The following is a 23,483-nucleotide window of genomic DNA, read 5'->3' on the forward strand; positions in this document are numbered from 1 at the left end:
AGGTCGCTGCGGGGTGAACGGTGAGCGGGCCCGTCCTCGATACGAAGCTGTCGGTCGACGCCGAAACGTTCCAGGCGAATGCGGCGCACAACCGCGCGCTCGCCCAGCGCCTGCGCGACGACGTTGCGCGCGTCGCGCTCGGCGGGGACGCCCGTTCGCGCGACCGGCACGTTGCGCGTGGCAAACTGCTTCCGCGCGACCGGGTCGAGCGCTTGCTCGATCCGGGTTCGCCGTTCCTCGAGATTGGTCAGCTCGTCGCCAATGGCCTGTATGACGACGCGGTCCCCGGCGCGGGAGTGATCGCGGGGATCGGCCGCGTTGCCGGGCGGCAATGCATGATCCTGTGCAACGATGCGACGGTGAAGGGGGGGACCTATTTCCCGCTGACCGTCAAGAAACACCTGCGAGCGCAGGAAATCGCACAGGAAAATCGTCTGCCGTGCATCTATCTCGTTGATAGTGGCGGGGCGAATTTGCCCCATCAGGCGGAAGTGTTTCCCGATCGCGAGCATTTCGGGCGTATCTTCTACAACCAGGCGCAGATGTCGGCGCTGGGGATTCCGCAGATTGCCTGCGTGATGGGAAGCTGCACCGCGGGCGGCGCCTATGTCCCGGCAATGTCCGACGAGACGATCATCGTCCGCGGGCAGGGCACGATCTTCCTTGCCGGGCCGCCGCTGGTCAGGGCGGCGACGGGCGAGGTGATTTCCGCGGAGGACCTCGGCGGCGCGGACACGCATGGACGACGGTCGGGCGTCGTCGATCATGTCGCGGAATCGGACGACCACGCGCTGACGATCGTTCGCGACATCGTCTCGACTTTGCCGCCACAGGTCCCTGTCACGGTGAACCGGCAACCGGCACGCCCGCCGAAATACGACGCTGAGGGGCTTTACGGTGTCGTGCCGTCCGATGTGCGCGCACCCTATGACGTGCACGAGGTGATCGCACGGCTGGTCGATGGCAGCGAATTCCATGCGTTCAAGGCGCTTTATGGTACCTCGCTGGTGTGCGGGTTCGCACATATCCACGGGCTCCCCGTCGCGATCCTCGCCAACAACGGCGTCCTGTTCAGCGAAAGCGCACAGAAGGGCGCGCATTTCATCGAGCTCGCCTGCCAGCGCAAGGTACCGCTGTTGTTCCTCCAGAACATCTCGGGTTTCATGGTCGGCGGGAAGTATGAGGCGGAAGGCATTGCCAAACATGGTGCAAAGCTCGTGACGGCAGTCGCGACCGCGACCGTGCCGAAGATCACGGTGCTGATCGGCGGCAGTTTCGGCGCCGGCAATTACGGCATGTGCGGACGCGCCTATTCGCCACGTTTCCTGTTCAGCTGGCCGAACAGCCGGATCAGCGTGATGGGCGGCGAGCAGGCGGCCTCGGTCCTCGCCACCGTTCACCGCGACGCGGACGACTGGACGGCGGAGGAGGCGGAAGCGTTCAAGGCGCCGGTTCGTCAGAAATATGAGGACGAGGGGAATCCCTGGTACGCGACCGCGCGGCTGTGGGACGACGGGATCATCGATCCTGCGCAGACCCGCGACGTTCTCGGCCTCGCGCTCGCCGCGACGCTCAACGCTCCTATCGCCGAACGCCCCGCGTTCGGTGTGTTCAGGATGTAAGCCGATGATCCTGCTATCGTTTCTGCTGGCCGCGGGTCAGGTCACACCGGTCCAGCCGATCGTCAAGGGCACCGGCTTGCCGCCAGTCGTGGTGACCGAGGAGGCTGGCGTCATGGTGCCGATCGACGCGATGTTCGCTGCGTTGGCCACCCGCGATGGCCAGGCACTGCTCGCACAGGTACGCCCCGAGGGGGGTGCTACGGCAGTGGAAGAAATGGCCGACGGCACGCGCATCATCCGCCGGACCGGCTGGTCCGACTTCGCCGCCCGTCTGAAGCCCGGACCGGAGCGATATGCGGAACGCCTGACGGATCCCGCCGTGGATATCGATGGCGATATCGCGATGGTATGGTCGCCCTATGTCTTCACCATCGACGGCCGGGTCGCGCATTGCGGGACCGACCATTTCGACATGGTGCGCGACGCGGGCCGGTGGAAGATCCTCAACATCACTTGGTCTAAGCGGACCACCGGATGCCCCGCGCAATGATCGAATCACTGCTCATCGCCAATCGTGGCGAGATCGCCTGCCGCATCATCCGCACAGCTCGGGCGTTGGGAATCCGCACGATCGCGGTCTATTCCGATGCCGATGCGGGCGCGCTGCATGTCAGGCACGCGGACGAGGCGGTGCATATCGGTGCGAGCCCGGCGCGCGAGAGCTATCTGGTCGGAGAGCAGATCATCGCCGCCGCGCTCGCCACCGGCGCTGAGGCTATTCATCCGGGGTACGGGTTCCTGTCCGAGAATGCGGACTTCGCGCAGGCCGTGCTTGATGCAGGGATCCTGTGGGTTGGCCCCGATCCCGACAGCATCCGCGCGATGGGGCTGAAGGATGCCGCGAAGCAGCGAATGATGGCGGCCGGGGTCCCGGTGACGCCAGGCTATCTGGGGGAAGACCAGTCGCCTGATAGGCTCCAGCGTGAGGCGGATGCCATCGGCTACCCGGTCCTGATCAAGGCCGTCGCCGGCGGCGGCGGCAAGGGTATGCGCCGCGTCGACGCGTCCGCCGACTTTGCCGACGCGCTCGCGTCGTGCCAGCGCGAAGCTTCCGCATCCTTCGGCAATACCGACGTGCTGATCGAGAAATATATCCTCTCGCCGCGGCATATCGAGGTGCAGGTGTTCGGCGACCGTCAGGGTAACGTTGTCCATCTGTTCGAACGCGACTGTTCGTTGCAGCGCCGGCATCAGAAGGTGATCGAGGAGGCCCCGGCGCCCGGCATGGATGATGCGACGCGCGCGGCGATCTGCGCGGCGGCGGTGCGCGCGGCACAGGCCGTGAACTATATTGGCGCGGGTACGATCGAGTTCATCGCCGATGCGAGCGAAGGCCTGCGCGCCGATCGGATCTGGTTCATGGAAATGAACACCCGGTTGCAGGTCGAGCATCCCGTCACCGAGGAAATCACCGGACAGGATCTGGTCGAATGGCAGCTGCGGATTGCCAGCGGCGAGGCGTTGCCGCTGCAGCAGCATGATCTTGCGATCCGCGGATGGGCGATCGAGGCGCGGCTCTATGCGGAGGATCCCGCCAAGGGTTTCCTGCCGTCGATCGGGCGGCTCGAGGCGTTCGATCTGGGTGATGCGGCGCGGGTCGATACGGGCGTCGAACAGGGGGCGGACATCTCGCCCTATTATGACCCGATGATTGCCAAGGTGATTGCCTGGGGCGACACGCGTGAAGCCGCGCGCGAGACGTTGGCGGAGGCGCTGGACAAGGCGGTCGTCTGGCCGGTCCGGTCGAATGCGGGGTTTCTCGTCCAGGCGCTCGACCATTCGGAATTTGTCGCGGGAACGCTCGATACCGGGCTGATCGCCCGCGAAGGTGCGGCGCTGATGCCCCCGGCGCAGCCCAGCGAGGAAGCGCTGATCGAGGCCGCGCGCACGCTCGTACGCGCCGAGCCGATGGCGGGCTTTCGTCTCAACGCGGCCCCTTTGAAGGCCGCGCGGTTCCTGCTCGACGACGACGCGGTGACGATCGATCTCGACGGTCGCGGCGTCCATGAACCGGTCGATGCCGCCCTCGTTTCCGATGCCGGGCAGACCTGGCAGTTGCGGCCCTGGCGTGCGTCTGGCGCGGCGATGGGGGCGGCAGCGGATGGCGCGATCTTATCACCGATGCCGGGACGGATCATCGCGGTCGACGTGGCTGTCGGGGACCGTGTCGCAAAGGGGCAGAAGCTCGTGACGCTGGAGGCGATGAAGATGGAGCATTCGCTCGTCGCGCCGTTCGACGGGACGGTTGCCGAACTGACCGCGATCGAAGGCGGGCAGGTGAGCGATGGCATGGTGCTCGCGCGTATCGAGAAGGATGACTGATGGCCGGCCGCTATTTCGACCGATGGGTAGTCGGCGACCGGATCGTCCATGAGATCCGCCGCACCGTCACGGAGACGGACAACCTCCTGTTTTCGACGATGACGCACAATCCGCAGCCGCTGCACCTCGACGCGGAGGCGGCGAAGGCGAGCGAATTCGGCCAGATCCTCGTCAACGGCACCTTCACCTTCGCGCTGATGGTCGGCCTGTCGGTGGGGGACACGACGCTCGGGACGCTCGTCGCCAATCTCGGTTACGACAAGCTCGTGCATCCAAAACCCGTCTTTATCGGCGACACGATGCGCGCCGAGACCGAGGTCGCCGAGCTCAAGCCCAGCCGGTCGCGCCCGAACGCCGGGATCGTCACATTCATGCACCAATTGATCAACCAGCGTGACGAGATCGTCTGTCAGTGCCTTCGCTCGGCGCTGCTGCTGCGGACGTCGGCATGAGGTTGCGCTCGCTGCTATTCGTGCCCGCAGACCGGCCCGAGCGTTTTGCGAAGGCCGCAGCGAGCGGGGCCGATGCCATCATCCTCGATCTGGAGGATTCGGTCTCGCTCTCCCGCAAGGCTGTTGCCCGCGAGGCGGTCCGGGCCGCGTTGCAGGACCACACCGACGTCGTGCGGATGGTCCGGATCAATCCCGTCGACTCGGGGTGGCTGGACGACGATATCGCTGCGGCGAGGGGCGCCGATGCGATCATGCTGCCCAAGGCGACCGGACCCGCGACCGTCCTCGCGCTGGTCGAGGCTTATGGCGATGACTGTCCGCCGATCCTGCCGATCGCGACCGAAGTGCCCGCCGCGATCTTCACACTGGGCGAATATGCGCGGGTCAACGGCCGGTTATGCGGCCTGACCTGGGGCGCCGAAGACCTGCCCGCGGCGATCGGCGCGGCGACCAGTCGGGAGGACGACGGGTCCTATACCGAGCCCTATAAGCTCGTACGATCGCTGCTGCTGTTCGGCGCGCATGCGGCGGACGTAGCGGCGATCGAAACGGTCTATCCAGCAATCGCGGACATTGACGGGCTGGCAGCCTATGCCGCGCGCGGCAGCCGCGACGGCTTCACCGGCATGATGGCGATCCACCCGTCGCAGGTCGCCACGATCAACGCCGCGTTCACGCCGGATGCGGCGAGCGTGGCACGTGCGCATGCCGTCGTCGCAGCGTTTGCGGCGGCTCCCGAGGCCGGCGCGCTGCAGCTTGATGGACGGATGATCGATGCGCCGCACCTGCGCCAGGCGCGGGCGATCCTCGCGAGACTCTAGGCCCATTGGCGGCAGGAATTTTCTGCGCTACCGTCGCCCCGCGAAACCGGTGAAGGCCGGGGTCGCAGATCGCGTCGGTGCCCCTCGGGGCTTCAAAGGGAATGCGGTGCGGGAGGCGAGCCTCCTCATGCCGCGGCTGTCCCTGCAACTGTAAGCGGTGAGCGCGGTGCGCATGTTCCTTCGTCATGAGGGGACGACCACTAGGCCTGAGCGTAAGCGCAGGGCCCGGGAAGGTCGCGTACCGGGCGTCGACCCGCGAGCCAGGAGACCTGCCGGCGCTCGGTCGCTCTTGCCATGGTCCAGGGGATGGCCGCGGCACGGTACTCCGTCTGAGCGACGAACCATGCGGCGGGGGCCGCATCGGCGCGCGTGGCGGGTGCGGTTCGGCGTGCACCCCAAGTGTTGCGCCGGCTGTCCGTAGCATCGGACGGCAGGCCCCGGCCGGTCGCTCGTGACGCCGGGGGTATCGTTTCATGACTAGAATTTTCGTTTCGCTTGCGGTTCTCGCGACCGCCACGGCCTTTGCATCGCCAGCCGCGGCCGAGCCCGATCCGATTGCCGCGGCGACGGGCGAGGCGGCAGGGGGCGACGCCGAGCTGGTGGTTACCGCATCGCGATCGGGGGACGCGGTTCCCGCCGATCAGCTCGGGGCGTCGGTGACAGTGCTCGACGCCGCCACGCTCGACCAGCGGCAGACCCGGATCGTGTCCGACGTGCTGCGCGACGTCCCCGCGCTGGCGGTCAGCCGGACCGGCGCGGTCGGGGGGACGACGCAGGTCCGGATCCGCGGATCGGAGGGCAATCACGTGCTGGTGTTGATCGACGGGATCGAAGTGTCCGATCCCTATCAGGGCGAATATGATTTCGGCACGCTGATTGCCGACGAGGCGGCACGGGTCGAGGTGCTGCGCGGCCAGCAATCGGCGCTGTACGGGTCCGACGCGATCGGCGGCGTCATTCAGTATCTCACGCTCAGCGGCGCGGAAGCCCCGGGCGTATCGCTGCGGGCCGAGGGGGGATCGTTCGGCACGTTTTCGGGCGGCGCGCGGGTCGCAGGCGTAGCGGGCAATCTCGACTACGCGCTGTCGAGTTCGACCTATCTCACCGACGGCACGCCGACCGCACGGGGCGGATCGCGCGACATTGGCGCGAAGAGCGTCGGCGCGACGGGCAAGCTCAGCTGGTCGCCCACCGACACGCTGAAGGTCACGGGCGTCGGGCGCTACAGCTATACCGATGCCGACAGCAACGACACGGCATTGAGCGGCCCGCAGTTCGGCACGATCGTCGATACGCCAGGCGCGCGCAGCACGGTCGAGGCGCATTACGGGCTCATCCGCGCGGAGTTGGCGCTGGCGGATGGCCGCTGGACGAATGCGCTCAGCGGCCAGTTTGCCGATACGACACGCCGGGCGCTGGCCGACGATGCCTTGAGCTTTGGCAACAAGGGACGACGGTACAAGGGATCGTTCGAAAGCGCCTTCCGGTTCGGCACTGATAGCATCCGGCATCGGCTGACCGCCGCGGTCGATGTCGAGCGCGAGGAGTTCCAGACGCTTAGCGCGGCTCCTTCGGAGTTCGTCTTTACGGGACGGCGGCATACCGACAATGTCGGGTTCGTTGGCCAGTATGACGTTGTCGTCGACGATGCGCTCGCGATCGGCGGATCGGTGCGGCGCGACGAGAATAACCGGTTCGATGACACCACCACTTATCGCGCGCAGGCGAGCTACCGGTTCGCGACCGGGACGCGGGTGCGCGGCGCCTACGGGACGGGCGTGAAGAACCCCGGCTATTTCGATCTCTTCGGCTATTCCGACGGTCGTTACATCGGCAACCCCAACCTCAAGCCGGAAAAGTCAAAGGGGTGGGAAGCCGGGGTCGAACAGGCTTTCGGGGGGGATCGTGCGACGATCGGCGCGACCTATTTCGACAGTCGGCTGACGAACGAGATCTTTACCACCTATCCTGCCCCCGACTTCGTCGCGACGCCCGGCAACCGCAATACGCGATCGACGCAGCATGGCGTCGAGGTGTTTGCCACCGCCCAGCCGATTCCGCAGCTGCGCTTCGACCTCGCCTATACCTATCTGAAGGCGCGCGAGGACGGGGGCGTGGAGATCCGGCGCCCCAACCATATCGGCAGCGTCAACATGACTGCGTTCAGCCGCGACGAGAGCGCCTCGGCGACCCTCACCGTCCGGTATAATGGCCGGCAGCAGGACGATGCCTATACCGATCCGAGCTATGTCCCTGTCCGCGTTTCGCTCCAGGAATATGTCCTCGTCAACCTGAACGCGGCGTACAAGCTGACGCCCCGGCTATCGGTCTTCGGTCGGGTCGAAAACCTGTTCGACGAGCGGTACGAGGAGGTGTTCAGCTATGTTGGCCAGGGGCGTGGCGCCTATGCCGGCGTGAAGGCAGCATTCTGATGCGGAACGAGGCGGAGCACACGGCGCGGATGGCCAAGAAGAAGGTCGTCCAGGACAAGATCGTCGCGGCCAAGACGATCGAAAAGGGCCTGCTCATGGTCCACACCGGGCCGGGCAAGGGTAAGACCACCGCGGCGCTCGGCATGGCGGTGCGGATGATGGGGCACGGGCGAAAGGTTGGGATCGTACAGTTCGTCAAGGGTGCGATGACGACCGGTGAGAAGGTCATCTTTGACGCCTTTCCCGATCTGGTCGAGTTCAAGCCGATGGGCGAGGGCTTTACCTGGGATACGCAGGATCGGGCCCGCGATATCGCCGTGGCGCGCGAAGGGTGGGACGAGGTCCGCCGAATGATCCTCGACCCGAGCTATGCGATGGTCATCGCCGACGAGATCAACATCGTCCTGCGCTATGACTATCTGCCACTCGACGAGGTGCTTGCGGGGTTCGCGGCGCGACCGGCGATGACGCATGTCGTGGCGACGGGACGCAACGCGCCCGAGGCGTTGATTGCCGCGGCGGATCTCGTCACCGAGATGGGGCAGGTCAAGCATCCGTTCCGGGGCGGGGTCAAGGCCCAGGCCGGCGTTGAGTTCTAACGGTCGCGGCGAGGACCAGCCGGACGGGGCGTGCGCAACTGCGCCGCGAGGCTTTGCGCGGCCAGCACATAGGCGGGACCTCCGCAGACGGTCCACGCCTCGGGGATGCGCAGACGGGGAATCCCGTCGAGAATCGGATGATGCAGCATTTCGGTGCCCTGATCGGTCACGTGGTCGGTGGCGCTTTCGACTATGAGATAGTCCGGGCGTGCGAGCGCCATCTGTTCGAGCGACAGTTGCGATAGTGCCGGTTTGCCGAGCCGGGTCGCGAGATTGGCCAGCCCGAGACGCTGCATCAATTCGTCGACGAGCGTGCCGGTGCCGGTCAGGAAACCCCGACGCTGATAATAGGCCGCCGTATGACCACCTCCCGGCGCGCGCGGCAATCGTGCGAGCGCGGTGTCCATCCGGCGGATCAGCGTTTCGCCGCGATCGGGGTGCCCGATGGCGGCAGCAACCTGACGGACTTGCCTCACGATCGCGGCATAGCTGTCCGCGGGGGGCAGATCGAGCGTATCGACGTGCCGTCCGGCCAGCACGGCCGTGACCGTCTGGCGTCGGAACGGCGAGGCGATCACGAGATCGGGGCGGAGCATCAGCACGTCTTCGGCGCTGCCACGGCTGACTGGCATGGTACGCGCGGCGTTGGCGGCTGCGGACATGTTCGGATCGCGCGCGAACCGGGTGAGCGCGACGATCTGCGCGGGGTCGGCCAGCGCCAGAAGATACTGGTCAGCGCATAGGTTAAGCGAAACGATACGCGCCGGCGGTCGAGGCGCTGCCGCCGGAGCAGGTGCACCGGCGGCGGCGATCATCAGGATGGTCAGGAGACGGCGGCCGCGCATGCGCAAAGCCCTGCCGCAGCGGCCGCTTATGCGCTAGGCGGAAATCGATGCGGTGGGATCTGGCACTATGGAACGCGTGACGCGTGCGCGATTGGTCGGTGGCCTCGCGCTGCTTGCGCTGTTGGCCGGCGCCGCGTCGGTCGCGGTGGGTAGCGCGGCGATCCCGCTGGCGCATGTCGTGCGGGCGCTCAGCGGGCAGGGCGATCCGATCGAACGCGCCATCCTGTTCGAACTTCGTCTGCCGCGCGCGATCCTCGGGCTGGCGGTCGGCGCGATGCTGGGGCTTTCGGGTGCCGCGCTGCAGGGGTTCCTGCGCAATCCGTTGGCCGAGCCATCGGTGCTGGGTGCGTCGAATGGCGCATCGCTGGGCGCGGTGATCGCGCTGTATTTCGGGCTGGCGGAGCTTTACCCGGCGATGCTGCCGATTGTGGCGATCGCCGGGGCGTTCGCGGCGCTGGGGTTGCTGTTCGTGCTGTCGGCGGGGTCGCAAAGCGCCTTGTCACTGATCCTCGCGGGGATCGCGGTCGGAACGCTGGCCGTCGCGGGGGTCAGTCTTGCGCTCAACCTGTCCCCGAACCCGTTTGCGGCGATGGAGATCATGACCTGGTTGCTCGGGTCGCTCGAAGACCGGTCGTTCAGCCATGTCGCGCTGGCGCTGCCCTGTATCACACTCGGCATGGTGCTGGTCGCCTGGGACAGCCATGCGCTCGACGCGCTGACGCTTGGCGAGGATGGCGCGCGCGCGCTCGGCGTCGATCTGCGTCGGACGCGCGTTCGGATGCTGGTCGGGGTGGCGATCGGGGTCGGCGGCGCAGTCGCGGTATCGGGCGCGATCGGGTTCATCGGCCTGATCGTCCCGCATCTCGTCCGGCCGATGACAGATCGTTCGCCGTCGGCGATCCTGCTGCCCTCCGCACTGGGCGGGGCCGCATTGCTCACCTTTGCCGACGTGCTGGTCCGGGTGATCCCGACGTCGAACGAACTCAAGCTCGGGGTCGTCACCGCGTTTCTCGGCGTGCCGGTGTTCCTCGTCCACCTCATGCGCGAGCGGCGGCTGTGGTAGCCCTCTCCGCGGACCGCCTCAACGTCCGCCGTGCACGGCGGGTCGTGGTCGACGATGTCAGCTTCGCGGCAGAGGGCGGCGCGCTCATCGGGATCGTCGGCCCCAATGGGGCGGGCAAATCGACGCTGGTCCAGGCGCTGCTCGGGCTGGTTCCCGCTACGGGGGCGATCCTGCTCGACCGCGTTCCGCTGGCGGAGCGCTCGCGACGCGAGATTGCGCAGACGGTCGCGTATCTGCCGCAGGGTCAAAATCTTCATTGGCCGCTGAGCGTCGAACGTCTCGTCGCGCTGGGCCGATTGCCCCATCTCGCACCGCTGTCCCGCATCTCACGGGACGACCATGCCGCGATTGCCCGTGCGATGGCGGCGGCGGACGTGACCACGCTTGCGGCGCGTGTCGCGACCGAGATTTCGGGGGGCGAGCGGGCCCGCGTCCTGCTGGCAAGGGCGCTCGCGGTGGAGGCGCCGGCGCTGATCGTCGACGAGCCACTCGCGTCGCTCGATCCCGCGCATCAGATCGCAGTCATGGAGATCCTGCGGGCGCAGGCCGCGCGGGGTGTCCTGGTGATCGCCGTCCTGCATGATCTGGGGCTCGCCGCACGCTATTGCGATCGCATCCTCGTGCTAGACGCGGGCCGGCTCGTCGCCGACGGCGCGCCGTCGGCAGTGCTGACGCCGGCGCGGCTGCGTGAGACCTATGGTGTTCGGGCGTGGTTCGGATCGATCGAGGGCGTACCGGTCGTGGTACCGCTGACGCGTGACAGCGCGCAGGGCGATTGACCCGGGCCGCTCGCCCGGCCTATCCCTCTGACCGCGACAGGTTCCCCGGCGACGGGGATGAAAAGGGAACGGGAGAACCCCGGCTGCCCCTGCAACTGTAAGCGGCGAGCCATCGTGCCATCATGCCATTGGGATCCCGGTCCCGAGAAGGCGGCGCGAAGGGCTGTGACCCGTGAGCCAGGAGACCTGCCCGTCGCAGTCGTCTTTCGTCCGGCCAGGGTGCGCCGAGCGGACGGGGGTAAACCCGCGCGACGACATAACCAGCCTGCGGCCTGTGCCGCGGGCGCGTATGTCATGGGGTTTCAATGCCGAATCTACTGGTTCCCGCCGAAGACGGTGCGGCCGTCGTCGCCTGCAGCACCTGCCGCGCGTCCACCGATGCGAAGGACGATGCCGAGGGCATGCGCGGCGGTGCGAGACTCGTCGCGGCATTGCAGGCGGTCCAGGCGAGTGATTCGCGCTATGCCGGGATTGCGGTGCAGGCGATGCCGTGCCTGTTCGCCTGCCAGGACTTCTGCACCATCCACGTCCGCGGGCCCGCGAAGATCGGCTATGTGCTGGGGCGCTTCACGCCTGATGAGGAGGCGGCACGGGCGATCCTCGATTACGCCGTGCTGCATGCGGAGAGTTCGGAGGGGCAGGTGCCGTTTCGGCAGTGGCCTGCGGGGATCAAGGGGCATTTCATCACCCGGACGCCCCCCGCCGGCTATGTCGCGCAGTGACGCTGTTCCCGACGGTCGCGGCGTTCGAGGCGGCGCTGGAGGCCCTTCCCGTGGCAGACGACGCCGCGCGAGGGGCCGCATCGCTGCGGCAAACACAGTTGACCAAGCCGCCCGGATCGCTCGGCCGACTTGAAGACCTCGCGGTCTTCATGGCGGGCTGGCAGGGGCGCGAGCGGCCGCGGTTCGAGCGTGCGCGGGCGGCGATTTTCGCCGGAAATCACGGCGTTGCGGTGCACGGGGTGAGCGCTTTCCCGGTCTCCGTGACCGCACAGATGGTCGAGAATTTCCGTCGTGGGGGCGCGGCGATCAATGCGCTGGCGGATGCCGTCGGGCTCGAACTCGTCATCGCTGACATCGATCTGGAAACCCCCACGGCGGATTTCACGACGGGGCCGGCGATGGACGAAGCCGCGTGTCTCGCCGCACTCAACATCGGTGCCGACGTCGTCGTGCCTGGGCTCGACATACTCGTCGTGGGTGAGATGGGGATCGGGAATTCTACGTCGGCCGCAGCACTGTGTCTGCGCAGTTACGGCGGAACCGCCGCCGACTGGGTTGGCCCGGGGACGGGGGTTGATGTGGCGGGAATCGCGCGGAAAATCGCGGTCGTCGAGGCGGGGATTGCGCGGCATGCTGATTTCCCGCGTACGCCGTTCGAGACGTTGCGGCGGGTGGGGGGGCGTGAAATCGTCGCGATCGCTGGCGCGGTGGTGGCGGCGCGGCTGGCGGGGGTGCCGGTGATGCTGGACGGATTCATTTCGTCGGCGGCGATCGCACCGATCGCGGCGGCGTATCCTAGCATTACAGAGCATTGCATTGCCGGGCATTGTTCGGCCGAGCCGGGGCATGAGCGATTGCTTCAAGCGCTGAAACTCGAGCCTTTACTGAGACTTGGGATGCGGCTGGGGGAGGGAAGCGGGGCGGCGGTTGCGGTGGGAGTGATCCGGTCGGCGTTGGCGGCGCATGACGGGATGGCGACGTTTGCCGAGGCGGGGGTGTCGGTGGCGTGAGTGGGGCGGTCCTGCTCCACCTGTTGCGGCATGGTGCGCCTGAACTGACCGGGCGGATGCTGGGGCGGACCGATAGCCCGGTTACGGCGGGGGGGCTGGCGGCCTGTGTGGCGCGGGTAAAATCACTGGGTTTCAAACAGATCGTCTGTTCTGATCTCATGCGATCGCAGGCTATTGCGGATGCGATCGGGCGGGAGCGGGGGATGGCTCCAACGACCGATGCGCGGTGGCGGGAGCTGGATTTCGGCGATTGGGACGGGCTGGCTGCGGCGGAGATCGACGCTGCGGCGTTGCAGCCGTTTTGGGACGATCCGGATGGTGCACCGCCACCGGGTGGGGAACGGTGGAGCGATCTGGTCGCGAGAATTGCCGATGCAATAGAAGATCTTAAATCTGAAACCTCATTGATCGTGACACATGGCGGGGCGATCCGGGCGGCGCTGAAATCACTGTGCGGGTTCGGGTTGCGCGAGCTCTGGGCGTTCGATTTGCCCTATGCAGCGTTGATTACGTTGCGGATCTGGCCGGACCGGACGGCGCAGATCGTGGGGCTGCAGACGGATCCGGTTTCGTGACGCGGCTGATCGTCGCCTTCGGCTTCCTGACGCGCGTGCCGATGCCGCAAGTCGCTGCGGACGCTGAGGATTTTGCTGCGGCGATCCGGTGGTATCCGGTCGTCGGGGCGTGCATCGGGGTGGTCGTCGCGGCGGCGGGGTGGGTCGGCGCGCAGGTCGATCCGTGGACCGGTGCGCTCGCCGCGCTGACAATTTGGGTAGCGATTACAGGGGCTTTGCACCTGGATGGGCTGGCGGATCTGGCAGACGGGCTGGGTGCCGCGCATGGCGATCGCGACAGGCTGATCGCGGTGATGGCGGATCCGCATATCGGCAGCTTCGGCGTTGTGATGATCGCCCTGCAACTCCTTGCAAAACTTGTCTTACTGCATGCTGTCTCCGCGCAGGGATGGGCGGTCGTGATCGTCGTCCCGATGCTCGCGCGGATCGGGCCGTTATGCTGGGCGCGGTGGGTGCCGCTGCTCCGGGAGGGCGGGCTGGGAGGGATGGTGGCAGGGAAGATCAGGGTGCACGATCTGGTCTTTTGGGGGTGCGTAACAGGGTGTTTAGGGGTGCCTGTGCATGCCGTTGCAGGGGCCCCTGCACTGATCGCGCTATTCGGCTGGTGGCTGGTCCGGCGGGTCGGGGGCGTATCGGGGGATTGCCACGGCGCGGGGATCGAATTCGTCGAGACCGGGATGCTAGTCGCGATAGCCATTGCCGGCCGCGTCTGAGCCCGCGAGCTTCGACAGCGCGATCAGCGCGTCGATATCGAGATGGCGTTCGAGTGTTTCGGCGATCGCATCGAGCGCGGCGTCGATCGACGCGCCATGGTCGGGCCCGACCGCACCGACACCGAGCCGGCTGAGCCAGGCGCGACGCTGATCCGCGAGGCCGAGCAGGCCGTGGACATAGCTGCCAGAGACGAGCCCGTCGGGACTGACCGCGCCGTCGCGGCGGCCATCGTCGCGGGTCGTCAGCGCGCGCGCGGTGTCGGGGCCGGTGGTTTCGCCGATATGGATCTCATAGCCGTCGAACCGTGCGCCGATCGCGGTGCCGGCGACGCGCTCGAGCGTCTTGGCGGGGGACAGGATCGTCGTGACGTCGAGCAGGCCGAGCCCGGGGGCGATACCGGCGGGACCCTCCAGCCCGTCCGGATCGGCGATGCTGCGGCCGAGCATCTGATAACCGCCGCAAAGACCGAGCACCGGGCGGCCGTGGCGGCGATGCGCGTGGATGTCGATGTCCCAGCCCTGCGCGCGCACAAAGGCGAGGTCGGGGATCGTCGCCTTGGAGCCGGCGAGGATGATCATGTCGGCGTCGGGGATCGGTTCGCCGGGCGCGACCATGACCAACGTGACGCCGGGGTCGAGCCGCAGCGGATCGAGATCGTCGAAATTGGCGATGCGCGGGGTGATCGGACAGGCGATGACGACCTGGCCGTCCTGCCGGTCGTGACCGGTCCCGCGTTCGAGGATGACCGCATCCTCGCTCGGCAGGCGGGCGGCCTCGGGCAGCCAGGGGATGACGCCATAGCCGCGCCAGCCCGACCGCGCCTCGATCGCGCGATAGCCGTCGTCGAACAGTGCGGGGTCGCCGCGAAACTTGTTGACGAGGAAGCCGTGGATCATCGCGGCGTCGGCGGGATCGATCACCGCGCGCGTGCCGACGAGCGAGGCGATGACGCCGCCCCGGTCGATGTCGCCGATCAGGATGACGGGGACGCCGGCGGCGCGCGCAAAGCCCATGTTTGCGATGTCGGCGGCGCGCAGATTGATCTCGGCGGGGCTGCCCGCGCCTTCGACGACGACGATGTCCGCCTGCGCCCGGAGCCGGTGATAGCTGGCGAGCACGTCGTCCATCAGCCCCGCGCGCCCCTCGCGCCAGCGGCTCGCGCGCAGGATGCCGCGGACGTTGCCGTGGACGACGAGCTGCGAACTGCGGTCGCCCTGCGGCTTGAGCAGGACGGGGTTCATGTCGGTGGTCGCAGCGGTGCGCGCAGCGATCGCCTGGGTCGCCTGGGCGCGGCCGATCTCGCCGCCATCGGCGGTGACGGCGGCGTTGTTCGACATGTTCTGCGGCTTGAAGGGCCGGACGGCGAGCCCGCGATTGGCCAGCGCGCGACAGAGGCCGGCGACGAGCACCGACTTGCCGACGTCCGAGCCGGTGCCCTGGAGCATCACCGCACCCACAGCAGCACCCCCGTGACGATCCAGAGCAGCAGGCAGGCGCGGCGATAGACCTGGAGCGCGCGGGCGATGTCGGCGGCGGTGGCGGCGGGCCGGCCGCTGCCGATCCAGGGCTTCAGCTGGGTGACGCCGTCATAGCTGACCGGCCCGGCGAGGCGGAGGTCGAGCACGCCCGCCATCGCCGCTTCGGGCCAGCCGGCATTGGGCGAGGCGTGTTTGCGCGCGTCGCGCCGCATCACGCGCCAGCCGCCGGGACCGGCGAGGCACAGCAGGGCGCCGCTGATCCGCGCGGGGATCCAGTTGGCGAGGTCGTCGATCCGTGCGGACGCCCAGCCGAACGCGCGCCAGCGTGGCTCGCGGTGGCCGATCAGGCTGTCGGCAGTGTTGATCGCCTTGTAGATCCACAGCCCGGGGAGCCCGCCGATAAGCAGCCAGAAGAGCGGCGCGACGATGCCGTCGCAGAAGCTTTCGGCGAGGCTCTCGATCCCGGCGCGGGCGATGCCGGCGGAGTCGAGCCGGTCGGTGTCGCGACCGACGATCCGGCCGACCACGATCCGCGCACCCTGCACGTCGCCCATGCCAAGCGCAGTGGCGATCGGGGCGACGTGATCGTTGAGGCTGCGCTGCGCAAGACCGGGGGCGGCGAGGAGGCCGATGCCGATCCAGGCATAGGCGCCGAGATAGGTCGCGAGCAGCCAGGTCGCGCCCCAGGCGATCCCGCCCGTTACCGCGAGCGTGATCGCGAGCGTCGCGACCCCGGCGATGCGGCGCGTCGCGTCTGGCCATGAGGAACGGTTGAGCGCCTTTTCGAGGCTGCCGATGATCGCGGCGATCCCGCCGACGGGGTGACCGACCCGACGGTAGAGCCGCTCCGGCCAGCCGAACGCGGCGTCGAGCGCGAGGGCGATGAGCGCGACGGGGTCAGCCATGCGCGAGCGCCGTGTAGAGACGCGCCAGTGCGGCTGCGTCGGCGGGGACGCCGAGACGCAGCCAGCGGGGGTCATAGGTAAAGGGGCGGGTCAGGATGCCCGCCATATTCAGGCGCTCGAACAGGGACTTGGCGTCGTCTGTTACGATGAGGCGGAAGAGCGGGCAGGCGCCTTTCGCAGTCAGCCCGTGGCGGAGAAGCACCGCGTCGAACGCGGCTGCACGGGTGACGAGCTGTGCGCGCGTCGTGTCGATCCAGTCGCGGTCGGCATAGGCGGCGGTGCCAATCGCGAGCGCGGTGGCGGAAATCGGCCAGCTGCCCAGACGGTCGCGGACCCGCGCGACGATGCCGGGCGGTGCGATCATGAAGCCAAGCCTCACACCCGCTAGACCGAAGAATTTGCCAAATGATCGGAACAGGATGACGGGATCTTCTGCGGACAGGTGCGAGGCCAGGCCGACGTCGGGGAGCGTGTCGGCGAAGGCCTCGTCGACGACCAGCCAGCCCGCATTCTCGCGGAGCCGGTCGATCACTGGCTTGAGCGCGTCCGGACTGACCAGCCGGCCGTCGGGGTTGTTCGGGTTGGCGAGCAGGATGGTGCCGCCATGTGCTGCTTCGTCGGCGAGGCTGTCGATCGAGATCCGCGCGGGGAAGACCGCTTCGTGTGTCGCGTAGCTGGGGCCGACATGGCGGGCGGGGGCGGGCAGGCCGAGCGCGCCGAGCAGGCGCAGGCCGATTTCGGTGCCGGGCAGCGCGACGACGCGCGCGGGGTCGGCGCCGAAATGGCGCGCGGCGACGGCCTCGAGCGTGGCGAGTGCGGCGGGCGAGGGGAGGCTGCGGAGGTCGACCGCGAGATCGGCGGGGGGCTCCCACGCGCAGGGGTTGATCCCGGTCGACAGGTCGAGCCAGGGACGCGGCGCGTGCGGGTACAGCGCCTGCGCGCTGTCGATCCGGCCGCCATGTTCCATCAGCGCGTGCACATGCGTCCCCTGCGCCGGCGATGCCGCGGCGTTGCTGCTGGCCTTCGCCATTCGCCGGCGATAGCGCAAGGGGCGATGGAGGAGACGGTCGTGCAGGGGTTTGGAAAGACGGTGTTGGTGACCGGCGGTGCGCGCTCGGGCAAGAGCCGCCATGCGCAAACTTTGGCAGAGGCGGGGGCAGAGGCGGCAGGTGGCCACGCGCTGGTCTATATCGCGACCGCGCAGGCGTTCGACGGGGAGATGACCGAGCGGATCGCGCGGCATCGCTCCGAGCGGGACGAACGGTGGCGGACGGTCGAGGCGCCGCTCGCGCTGGCGGAGGCGATCGTCGAGGCGGATGCGCCGGACGGGGTGGTACTGGTCGACTGCCTGACCTTGTGGGCGTCGAACCTGATGCTGGCGGAGGCGGATGCGGAGACGGCGATCGCCGCGCTGCTGGACGCGATCGGTCGCGTCGAGGGGCGGCTGGTGCTGGTCACCAACGAGGTCGGGATGGGGATCGTGCCCGACAATGCGATGGCGCGGCGGTTCCGCGATCTGGCCGGGATGCTCAACCAGCGGGTCGCGGCTGCGGTCGAGACGGTCGATCTCGCGGTGTCGGGGCTGACGATCCGGATGAAGGGATAGGGTGCCCCTCCCCGTACGGGGAGGGGCGGTTAGCGTCAGAACGAGACGCGGGCGCCGAGCGAGGTGACGATCGCGCTGGCGTCGCGGAGCGCGCCGTTGGTGCGGATGATGCTGCCCGCGACCAGCGTGGCGCGGTCGATCGTCGTGTTCTCGAAGTCGACATATTGCGCGGCGGCGTCGACCGCGATGCGCGGCGTCACCTGGTAGGAGGCACCGGCGGCATAGGTCCAGCGATCGGCGTCGGGGACGCGCGCGTCGCGCTGGCCGTCCTGGGTCGGCGTCTTGGTGCGCTGGACACCGCCACGCACGGTCAGCTTGGGCGTGACGTCATAGTCGAGACCGCCCGCGAGGCTCCAGCTGTCGCGGTAGTTTTCCGGGATCGACGTGTTGAGCGGTGCGCCGAGATCGATCGTGTCGAACTTGCTCCAGTTGAACGCGATGACCTGTGCGTTGAGCGTCAGCTGGTCGGTGGCGCGGACGCGGCCCGCGACGATGACCTGACCGGGGGTGTTGAACTCGGCGGTTGCGCCCGAGACTTCGGTGTTGCCGCTGGCGAGCGGGCCGAGCAGGCCGGTGACGACGAGGTCGCCCTTCAGCTTGTGGCGGATGCTCGACTTGTAGGTGACGCCGACGGTGGCGAAGTCGTTGTGGAGCTGGACGCCCGCGGTCCAGCCGAGATCCCAGCCGTCGCCGCTGAGTTCCTGGCGGCCGTCGGGCTGTGCTGCGGAGACGTTGGGGAGCGCGTTGCTGAGGATCGCGTCGGTATATTCGACGTTGAGCGCACCGCCGACGCGGAGCCAGTCGGTCAGCTCGACGCCGATCGAGGGCTGGATGTCGATCGTGCGCAGGCGGGTCTTGTCCGCGCTGTAGCGGGCCCAGCTGTCGGCGTCATAGTTGGTCGTGAAGCTGAACGGCGAGGTGACGACGAGGCCGACCGCAATCCGGTCGGTCAGCGGATAGGCGACCGCACCCGAGGGGACGACGCCCTTGTTGACCGGGTCGCTCGAGTTCGACTGGCCGCTGATCGCGGTGCAGGGCTGGCCGCCCGGACGGCAGATCTGCGAGCCGGTGTCGATCACGTCGCCGCGCGGGATGATCGCGCTGGCGCTGAGCGTCGCGCTGCCGTCGCGGATGCCGGCGATCGCGGCGGGGTTCCACCAGAGCGACGCGGCGCCGGTATCGGCGGCTTCACCCGAAAACGCACGGCCCGCGCCGCGCGCCGACTGCGCCTGGAGATAGAAGGCGTCGGCATAGGCGGTGCTGGCACATCCGAAAGCGGAGACGAGCACGGTCACGGCCAGCAACGGGGCCTTGGTACGAAACGACATTTACAAAATTCCTGAACGCTAACTTTTGGGGAGATGAAAGGGACCTGGGATCAGCGGACGCGCGTCCAGGTCTGGGTCTTGCAGAGCGGGAAGAAGACGCAGCCGCGCAGCTTCAACTGGTTCGCGCCGACCGGGGTGATCTTGCCGCTATAGGTCTTGCCGTCCTCGGCATTGTAGACCTGGCCGCTGCTCCAGACGCCGTCCTTGTCGGACTTGAAGCCGCTGAGCATCTGCATGCCCTGGATCGGGCGGCTGCGGAGCGCGGTGTTGCTGTTGTTGGCGTCCTTCATCGACGGGTTGGCGCGCAGCGCGTCGGAGGTCAGGATCTTGCCGCAGATCGAGGGGCCGCAGCGCGCGATCTCGACGATGGCGTTGTGCGTCTCGGTCCGCCAGCGGCCGACCACGGTGTCGGCGGTCGCGGGCGCGCCGGCGAGCAGCGCGGCGATCATCATCAGGGACATCGTCTATCCTCTCCTAAGCTTCGGGGTCGTCGTAAGTGTACGATCGTGAATATCTCACAAGATCAGCGACGTAAGCGCGACCTTGTTGCCGTATACGGCAGTAATCGTTCCGCCCTTAGTTTTGTACAAAGACAAGTCAAGTCTTCTTACGGATCCGGGGCGGTGAAAAGGTGTTTATCGGGGTCGCGACCGTCATCCCCGCCTTCGCGGGGATGACGGGTGTTCAGTTGCGCAGTGGCTTGCCCGTCTGAAGCATGTGGACGACGCGCGCCTGGGTGCGCTGGTCCTTGACGCTCGCCATGAAGGCGGCGCGTTCGAGGTCGAGGAGCTGCGCCTCGGTGACGGTGTCGACGAGGTCGGCCTCGCCGCCGGTCAGCACCTCGGCGAGACGGTCGGCGACCACCACGTCATAGTCGGTCGCCATGCCCTTCTTGTGGAAGTCGGACACCGCCATCGACAGACCGGTACGACCGCTCGCGCCCGCCAGACGGAAGGTCGGCGACTCGGGGGCGACATAGCCCTCGACCAGCGCGAGCGCCTTCGCCTTGGCGTCGGCGAGCAGGCGATCACGGTTCATCGTGATGCCGTCGTCCTTGCGAAGGATCATCATCTCCTTCGCCTCCGCCGCCGACTTGGCGACCTGCGCGGTGGAGACCGCCTGGAACACCTTGGTCAGCGCGGGCATCGGCCCGTTGGGAAGCGTGCGCGACTTCGTCCAGCGATCGAGCATCTCGCCATTGCCGCCCCAGCCGGGCACCAGCCCGACGCCGCATTCGACGAGGCCGGCATAGGTCTCGGCATGCGCCTGCACCGCGTCCGAGTGAAGCAGCATCTCGCAGCCGCCGCCGAGCGCGAGCCCGGCGGGCGCGCTGACGACGGGGAAGGGCGCGTATTTGAGCGCCTTGTACGCCTGCTGCCCGCGCGAAACGCTCGCCTCGACCATGTCCCACAGGCCCGCACCGACCGCGAACATCGCCGCGCCGAGATTGGCGCCGGCCGAGAAGTTGCTGCCCTCGTTATAGACGACCAGCGCCTTGAAGCGCTCGCGCACGACCGGGACCGCTTCCTCGATGAGCGCGATGACCTGATCGTCGAGCGCGTTCATCTTGGTGTGGAATTCGAGTGCGGCGACACCGTCGCCGACGTCCCAGAGTGACGCCGAGGCGTTGGTCAGGACGGGCTGTGACCGGAGCTTGATGTCCTCGAGCAGTTCGACGCCGTCGGCGCGCGGCACGTCGACATAGTCGCCCGCGGTGGTCAGATACTGGCGGTTGCCGTTCTCGACGCGGTAGAAGGGGCGGTCGCCCGCGGTCGTCAGGATCGACGGCAGGTCGCGGCCCTCGGCGGCGAGACGCTGGGCAAGCAGGCCCGGCCCCATCCGGTCGATCAGCTCGAACGGCCCGTATTTCCAGTTGTAGCCGAGCTTCATCGCGTCATCGATCGCGACGATATCGTCCGCCGCCTCGCCGACGAGCATCGCCGCATAGGACAGCGTGTTGCCGAGGATCGTCCACGCATAGGTGCCGATCTTGCCGGGCTCGGCGATCAGCGCGGCGAGATCCTTGCCGGTCTTGCCGGGCAGTTCGGCGGGCTTCGCCTCGGGGCGATAGTCGCCGGTCGCGAGGTCGAGCGAGAGCTTGGTGCGCGTCGCCTTGTCGAAGCGGTAGAAGCCGCCCTTGCCCTTGCGGCCGGTAAAGCCCTCCGCGATCATCTTGTCGACGAGCGGCATGTCGCGGACGGTGTCGAAATAGGGGTCGCCCGCGGGGAGCGTCGAGGAGAGGCTCTTCGACAGCAGCGGCATGAGGTCGACGCCGACGAGATCGACGAGCCCGAAGATTCCGGTCTTGGGGACGCCCATCGGCCGGCCGCCGATCTGGTCGGCCTCCTCGACGGTCAGCCCCTGGTCCATCGCGGCGTTGATCGCGATCGCCAGCCAGTAGGTGCCGATGCGGTTGGCGATGAAGCCCGGCGTGTCCTTTGCGCGGACGATCCGCTTGCCCATGAAGCGATCGACGAAATCCTCGACCTTTCCGGCGACCGCGGCATCGGTTTGCTCGCCGCGGACGATCTCGACCAGCCGCATGTAGCGCGGCGGGTTGAAGAAATGGGTGATGAGGAAGTCGGCCTTGAACTGGTCCGAGCGGCCGTCGACGAGGTGGCCGAGCGGGATCGTCGAGGTGTTCGACGAGACCGCGGTGCCGGGACGCTTCAGTGCCTCGAGCTTGGCATAGAGCGCCTGCTTGATGTCGAGCCGCTCGACGATCGCCTCGACGATCCAGTCGCATTCGGCGACGCGGTCGAGATGATCGTCGATATTGCCCGTCTCGACGAGCTTGGCCGCACGCTTCGACATGAAGGGGGCGGGGTCGGTCTTGAGCATCTTCGCGACCGCGCCCTTGGCGACCGCATCGCGATCGTCACCCTCGCGGGGGACGATGTCGAGCAGCAGCACCGGGATGCCGGCATTGGCGACCTGTGCCGCAATCCCTGCGCCCATCACGCCTGCGCCGATGACGCAGACTTTTTTGATCTGGTCCGACATCATGCGCGCTCCAGCACCGTTGCGATGCCCTGACCGCCGCCGATGCACTGAGTGGCCAGCGCGTAGCGGCCGCCTTCGCGGGCGAGCAAGGCTGCGGCCTTGCCGACGATGCGCGCGCCGGTCGCGCCGAGCGGATGGCCGATCGCGATCGCGCCGCCATCGAGGTTGATCGTCTCGTCCTTGAGCCCGAGGTCGCGGATGCAGGCGATCGCCTGGCTGGCGAACGCCTCGTTGATCTCGACCACGTCGAGGTCGGCAACCGTGATCCCGGCGCGCTCCATCGCCTTTTGCGAGGCGTAGATCGGGCCGAGGCCCATCGTCGACGGCTCGTTACCCGAGACCGCGACCGACTTGATGCGGGCGAGGATGGTCAGGCCGTGCTTCGTCGCGAACTCTTCCGAGGTGACGAGGACGGCGGAGGCGCCGTCGGTCAGCGGCGAGGAGGTGCCGGCGGTGACCGAGCCGTCCGCGCTGAACGCAGGCTTGAGGCCGGCGAGCGCTTCGGTGGTGGTGCCGGCGCGGATCGTGCCGTCCTGGCTGACCGGGCCCGCCTTGGTCTGGATCGTCACGATTTCGTCCGACAGGCGGCCATCGGCGCGCGCGGCGGCGGCCTTGTCCTGGCTCTTCACCGCGAACGCATCCTGCTCGGCGCGCGTGATCTGGTAATCGCGTGCGACGTTTTCGGCGGTCTCGCCCATGCCCATGTACGCGCCGGCGTTCTTCTTGAAGAGATCGGGGTTGGGGAGCGGGTTGTAGCCGCCCATCGGCACGCGGCTCATCGATTCGAGCCCGGCGCAGATGAACGCGTCGCCAGCCCCGATGTTGATCTGGCCGACCGCGATGTGGATCGCGCTCATCGACGAGCCGCAGAAGCGGTTGACCGTCATGCCGCCGACCGACAGCGGCAGGTCGGCGAGCAGGCCGATCATCCGCGCGACGTTCAGCCCCTGCTCGCCCTCGGGGAAGGCGCAGCCGAGGATGATGTCCTCGATCGCGGCGGGATCGACGCCGGTCTTGTCGAGCAGACCGCGGATCGTCTGCGCGGCGAGATCGTCGGGGCGGACGCGGGCGAGATCGCCCTTGCCGGCAAGGTGGAACGGCGAGCGGGCGTACCCGGCGATGACGACGTTGGTCACGATGATCCTCTCCAATTGCAATCGGTCCGCTTAAGACTTGCGGGCTACCCTTAAGGTGCGATACCTCTCCT

At 67.8% G+C, this 23,483-nt stretch carries 22 protein-coding genes and 2 riboswitches; of the genes, 14 read left to right on the forward strand and 8 right to left on the reverse strand.

All coding sequences use genetic code 11. The annotated features are described in order from the left end of the window. The first annotated feature begins 20 nt into the window (after positions 1–20). The 7 genes from IFT87_RS12490 to cobO all read left to right on the forward strand — a co-directional run bounded on the left by IFT87_RS12490 (position 21) and on the right by cobO (position 8,248). Positions 21–1,622 carry a carboxyl transferase domain-containing protein gene (locus IFT87_RS12490; RefSeq protein ID WP_031439065.1) on the forward strand — a complete coding sequence of 534 codons (1,602 nt, stop codon included), beginning with the start codon at positions 21–23 and terminating at the stop codon, positions 1,620–1,622. 4 nt (positions 1,623–1,626) lie between these two features. Then, positions 1,627–2,112 carry a nuclear transport factor 2 family protein gene (locus tag IFT87_RS12495; protein WP_031439064.1) on the forward strand — a complete coding sequence of 162 codons (486 nt, stop codon included), beginning with the start codon at positions 1,627–1,629 and terminating at the stop codon, positions 2,110–2,112. Next, the gene (locus tag IFT87_RS12500; protein WP_031439063.1) at positions 2,109–3,944 is read left to right on the forward strand and encodes an acetyl/propionyl/methylcrotonyl-CoA carboxylase subunit alpha; all 1,836 of its coding nucleotides are present in this window, start codon (positions 2,109–2,111) and stop codon (positions 3,942–3,944) included. The genes IFT87_RS12495 and IFT87_RS12500 overlap by 4 nt, the downstream gene beginning before the upstream one ends. Then, positions 3,944–4,396 (forward strand): MaoC family dehydratase, encoded by a 453-nt coding sequence (locus tag IFT87_RS12505; RefSeq protein ID WP_031439062.1) that lies wholly within the window; start codon positions 3,944–3,946, stop codon positions 4,394–4,396. The genes IFT87_RS12500 and IFT87_RS12505 overlap by 1 nt, the downstream gene beginning before the upstream one ends. Beyond that, entirely contained in the window at positions 4,393–5,217 is an 825-nt protein-coding gene (locus IFT87_RS12510; RefSeq protein WP_031439061.1) for an HpcH/HpaI aldolase/citrate lyase family protein, read from the forward strand. The genes IFT87_RS12505 and IFT87_RS12510 overlap by 4 nt, the downstream gene beginning before the upstream one ends. 58 nt (positions 5,218–5,275) lie before the next feature. Beyond that, positions 5,276–5,508, forward strand: a riboswitch (cobalamin riboswitch). Between the two features lie 182 nt (positions 5,509–5,690). Continuing rightward, positions 5,691–7,649: a TonB-dependent receptor plug domain-containing protein gene (locus tag IFT87_RS12515; RefSeq protein WP_192008679.1), complete on the forward strand. Its 1,959-nt coding sequence runs from the start codon at positions 5,691–5,693 to the stop codon at positions 7,647–7,649. Next, complete coding sequence (gene cobO, locus IFT87_RS12520; protein ID WP_128082096.1) at positions 7,649–8,248, forward strand: cob(I)yrinic acid a,c-diamide adenosyltransferase; 600 nt, start codon at positions 7,649–7,651, stop codon at positions 8,246–8,248. The genes IFT87_RS12515 and cobO overlap by 1 nt, the downstream gene beginning before the upstream one ends. Here cobO and IFT87_RS12525 read toward each other — a convergent pair. Continuing rightward, the gene (locus IFT87_RS12525) at positions 8,245–9,093 is read right to left on the reverse strand and encodes an ABC transporter substrate-binding protein (RefSeq protein WP_052149019.1); all 849 of its coding nucleotides are present in this window, start codon (positions 9,091–9,093) and stop codon (positions 8,245–8,247) included. The two genes, cobO and IFT87_RS12525, sit on opposite strands and share 4 nt — an antisense overlap. 67 nt (positions 9,094–9,160) lie before the next feature. Here IFT87_RS12525 and IFT87_RS12530 point away from each other — a divergent pair, with 67 nt between their 5' ends. The 6 genes from IFT87_RS12530 to cobS all read left to right on the forward strand — a co-directional run bounded on the left by IFT87_RS12530 (position 9,161) and on the right by cobS (position 13,955). Beyond that, positions 9,161–10,156: a FecCD family ABC transporter permease gene (locus tag IFT87_RS12530; RefSeq protein ID WP_037528769.1), complete on the forward strand. Its 996-nt coding sequence runs from the start codon at positions 9,161–9,163 to the stop codon at positions 10,154–10,156. Next, a complete protein-coding gene (locus IFT87_RS12535) occupies positions 10,150–10,935 on the forward strand; it encodes an ABC transporter ATP-binding protein (protein WP_037528771.1) in 786 nt (261 codons plus the stop codon). The genes IFT87_RS12530 and IFT87_RS12535 overlap by 7 nt, the downstream gene beginning before the upstream one ends. 21 nt (positions 10,936–10,956) lie before the next feature. Continuing rightward, a riboswitch (cobalamin riboswitch) is annotated at positions 10,957–11,143 on the forward strand. A 97-nt stretch (positions 11,144–11,240) separates the two neighbouring features. Next, positions 11,241–11,657: a DUF1636 domain-containing protein gene (locus IFT87_RS12540; protein WP_037528773.1), complete on the forward strand. Its 417-nt coding sequence runs from the start codon at positions 11,241–11,243 to the stop codon at positions 11,655–11,657. Next, positions 11,654–12,667 (forward strand): nicotinate-nucleotide--dimethylbenzimidazole phosphoribosyltransferase, encoded by a 1,014-nt coding sequence (cobT, locus tag IFT87_RS12545; RefSeq protein ID WP_192008681.1) that lies wholly within the window; start codon positions 11,654–11,656, stop codon positions 12,665–12,667. Before IFT87_RS12540 ends, cobT begins: the two co-directional genes overlap by 4 nt. Continuing rightward, on the forward strand, positions 12,664–13,242 hold the full coding sequence (locus tag IFT87_RS12550; protein WP_192008683.1) for a histidine phosphatase family protein: 579 nt from the start codon (positions 12,664–12,666) through the stop codon (positions 13,240–13,242). Before cobT ends, IFT87_RS12550 begins: the two co-directional genes overlap by 4 nt. After that, complete coding sequence (gene cobS / locus IFT87_RS12555) at positions 13,239–13,955, forward strand: adenosylcobinamide-GDP ribazoletransferase (RefSeq protein ID WP_192008685.1); 717 nt, start codon at positions 13,239–13,241, stop codon at positions 13,953–13,955. The genes IFT87_RS12550 and cobS overlap by 4 nt, the downstream gene beginning before the upstream one ends. Here the strand turns inward: cobS and IFT87_RS12560 are convergent. Genes IFT87_RS12560 through IFT87_RS12570 form a run of 3 tightly spaced genes read right to left on the reverse strand, consistent with a single transcriptional unit; the run spans position 13,923 to position 17,306 of the window. Next, positions 13,923–15,413: a cobyric acid synthase gene (locus IFT87_RS12560; RefSeq protein ID WP_192008687.1), complete on the reverse strand. Its 1,491-nt coding sequence runs from the start codon at positions 15,411–15,413 to the stop codon at positions 13,923–13,925. The two genes, cobS and IFT87_RS12560, sit on opposite strands and share 33 nt — an antisense overlap. Continuing rightward, positions 15,401–16,339: an adenosylcobinamide-phosphate synthase CbiB gene (gene cbiB, locus IFT87_RS12565; protein ID WP_192008689.1), complete on the reverse strand. Its 939-nt coding sequence runs from the start codon at positions 16,337–16,339 to the stop codon at positions 15,401–15,403. Before cbiB ends, IFT87_RS12560 begins: the two co-directional genes overlap by 13 nt. Continuing rightward, the gene (locus IFT87_RS12570) at positions 16,332–17,306 is read right to left on the reverse strand and encodes a threonine-phosphate decarboxylase (RefSeq protein WP_192008838.1); all 975 of its coding nucleotides are present in this window, start codon (positions 17,304–17,306) and stop codon (positions 16,332–16,334) included. The genes cbiB and IFT87_RS12570 overlap by 8 nt, the downstream gene beginning before the upstream one ends. 87 nt (positions 17,307–17,393) lie before the next feature. Here IFT87_RS12570 and cobU point away from each other — a divergent pair, with 87 nt between their 5' ends. Beyond that, on the forward strand, positions 17,394–17,945 hold the full coding sequence (cobU, locus tag IFT87_RS12575) for a bifunctional adenosylcobinamide kinase/adenosylcobinamide-phosphate guanylyltransferase (protein ID WP_037528556.1): 552 nt from the start codon (positions 17,394–17,396) through the stop codon (positions 17,943–17,945). 35 nt (positions 17,946–17,980) lie between these two features. On the opposite strand, the gene IFT87_RS12580 is transcribed toward cobU, so the two are convergent. The 4 genes from IFT87_RS12580 to IFT87_RS12595 form a co-directional block, all read right to left on the reverse strand. Beyond that, a complete protein-coding gene (locus IFT87_RS12580) occupies positions 17,981–19,273 on the reverse strand; it encodes an OmpP1/FadL family transporter (protein WP_192008691.1) in 1,293 nt (430 codons plus the stop codon). 50 nt (positions 19,274–19,323) lie between these two features. Further along, positions 19,324–19,734: a DUF2147 domain-containing protein gene (locus tag IFT87_RS12585; RefSeq protein ID WP_031395134.1), complete on the reverse strand. Its 411-nt coding sequence runs from the start codon at positions 19,732–19,734 to the stop codon at positions 19,324–19,326. 223 nt (positions 19,735–19,957) lie between these two features. Continuing rightward, positions 19,958–22,276 carry a 3-hydroxyacyl-CoA dehydrogenase/enoyl-CoA hydratase family protein gene (locus IFT87_RS12590; protein WP_192008840.1) on the reverse strand — a complete coding sequence of 773 codons (2,319 nt, stop codon included), beginning with the start codon at positions 22,274–22,276 and terminating at the stop codon, positions 19,958–19,960. Beyond that, positions 22,276–23,412 (reverse strand): thiolase family protein, encoded by a 1,137-nt coding sequence (locus tag IFT87_RS12595; protein ID WP_031395136.1) that lies wholly within the window; start codon positions 23,410–23,412, stop codon positions 22,276–22,278. Before IFT87_RS12595 ends, IFT87_RS12590 begins: the two co-directional genes overlap by 1 nt. Positions 23,413–23,483 lie beyond the last annotated feature (71 nt).

It is taken from the genome of Sphingomonas sp. CFBP 8765, assembly GCF_014841445.1.
In the GTDB taxonomy this organism is placed as follows: Bacteria; Pseudomonadota; Alphaproteobacteria; order Sphingomonadales; family Sphingomonadaceae; genus Sphingomonas; species Sphingomonas aerolata.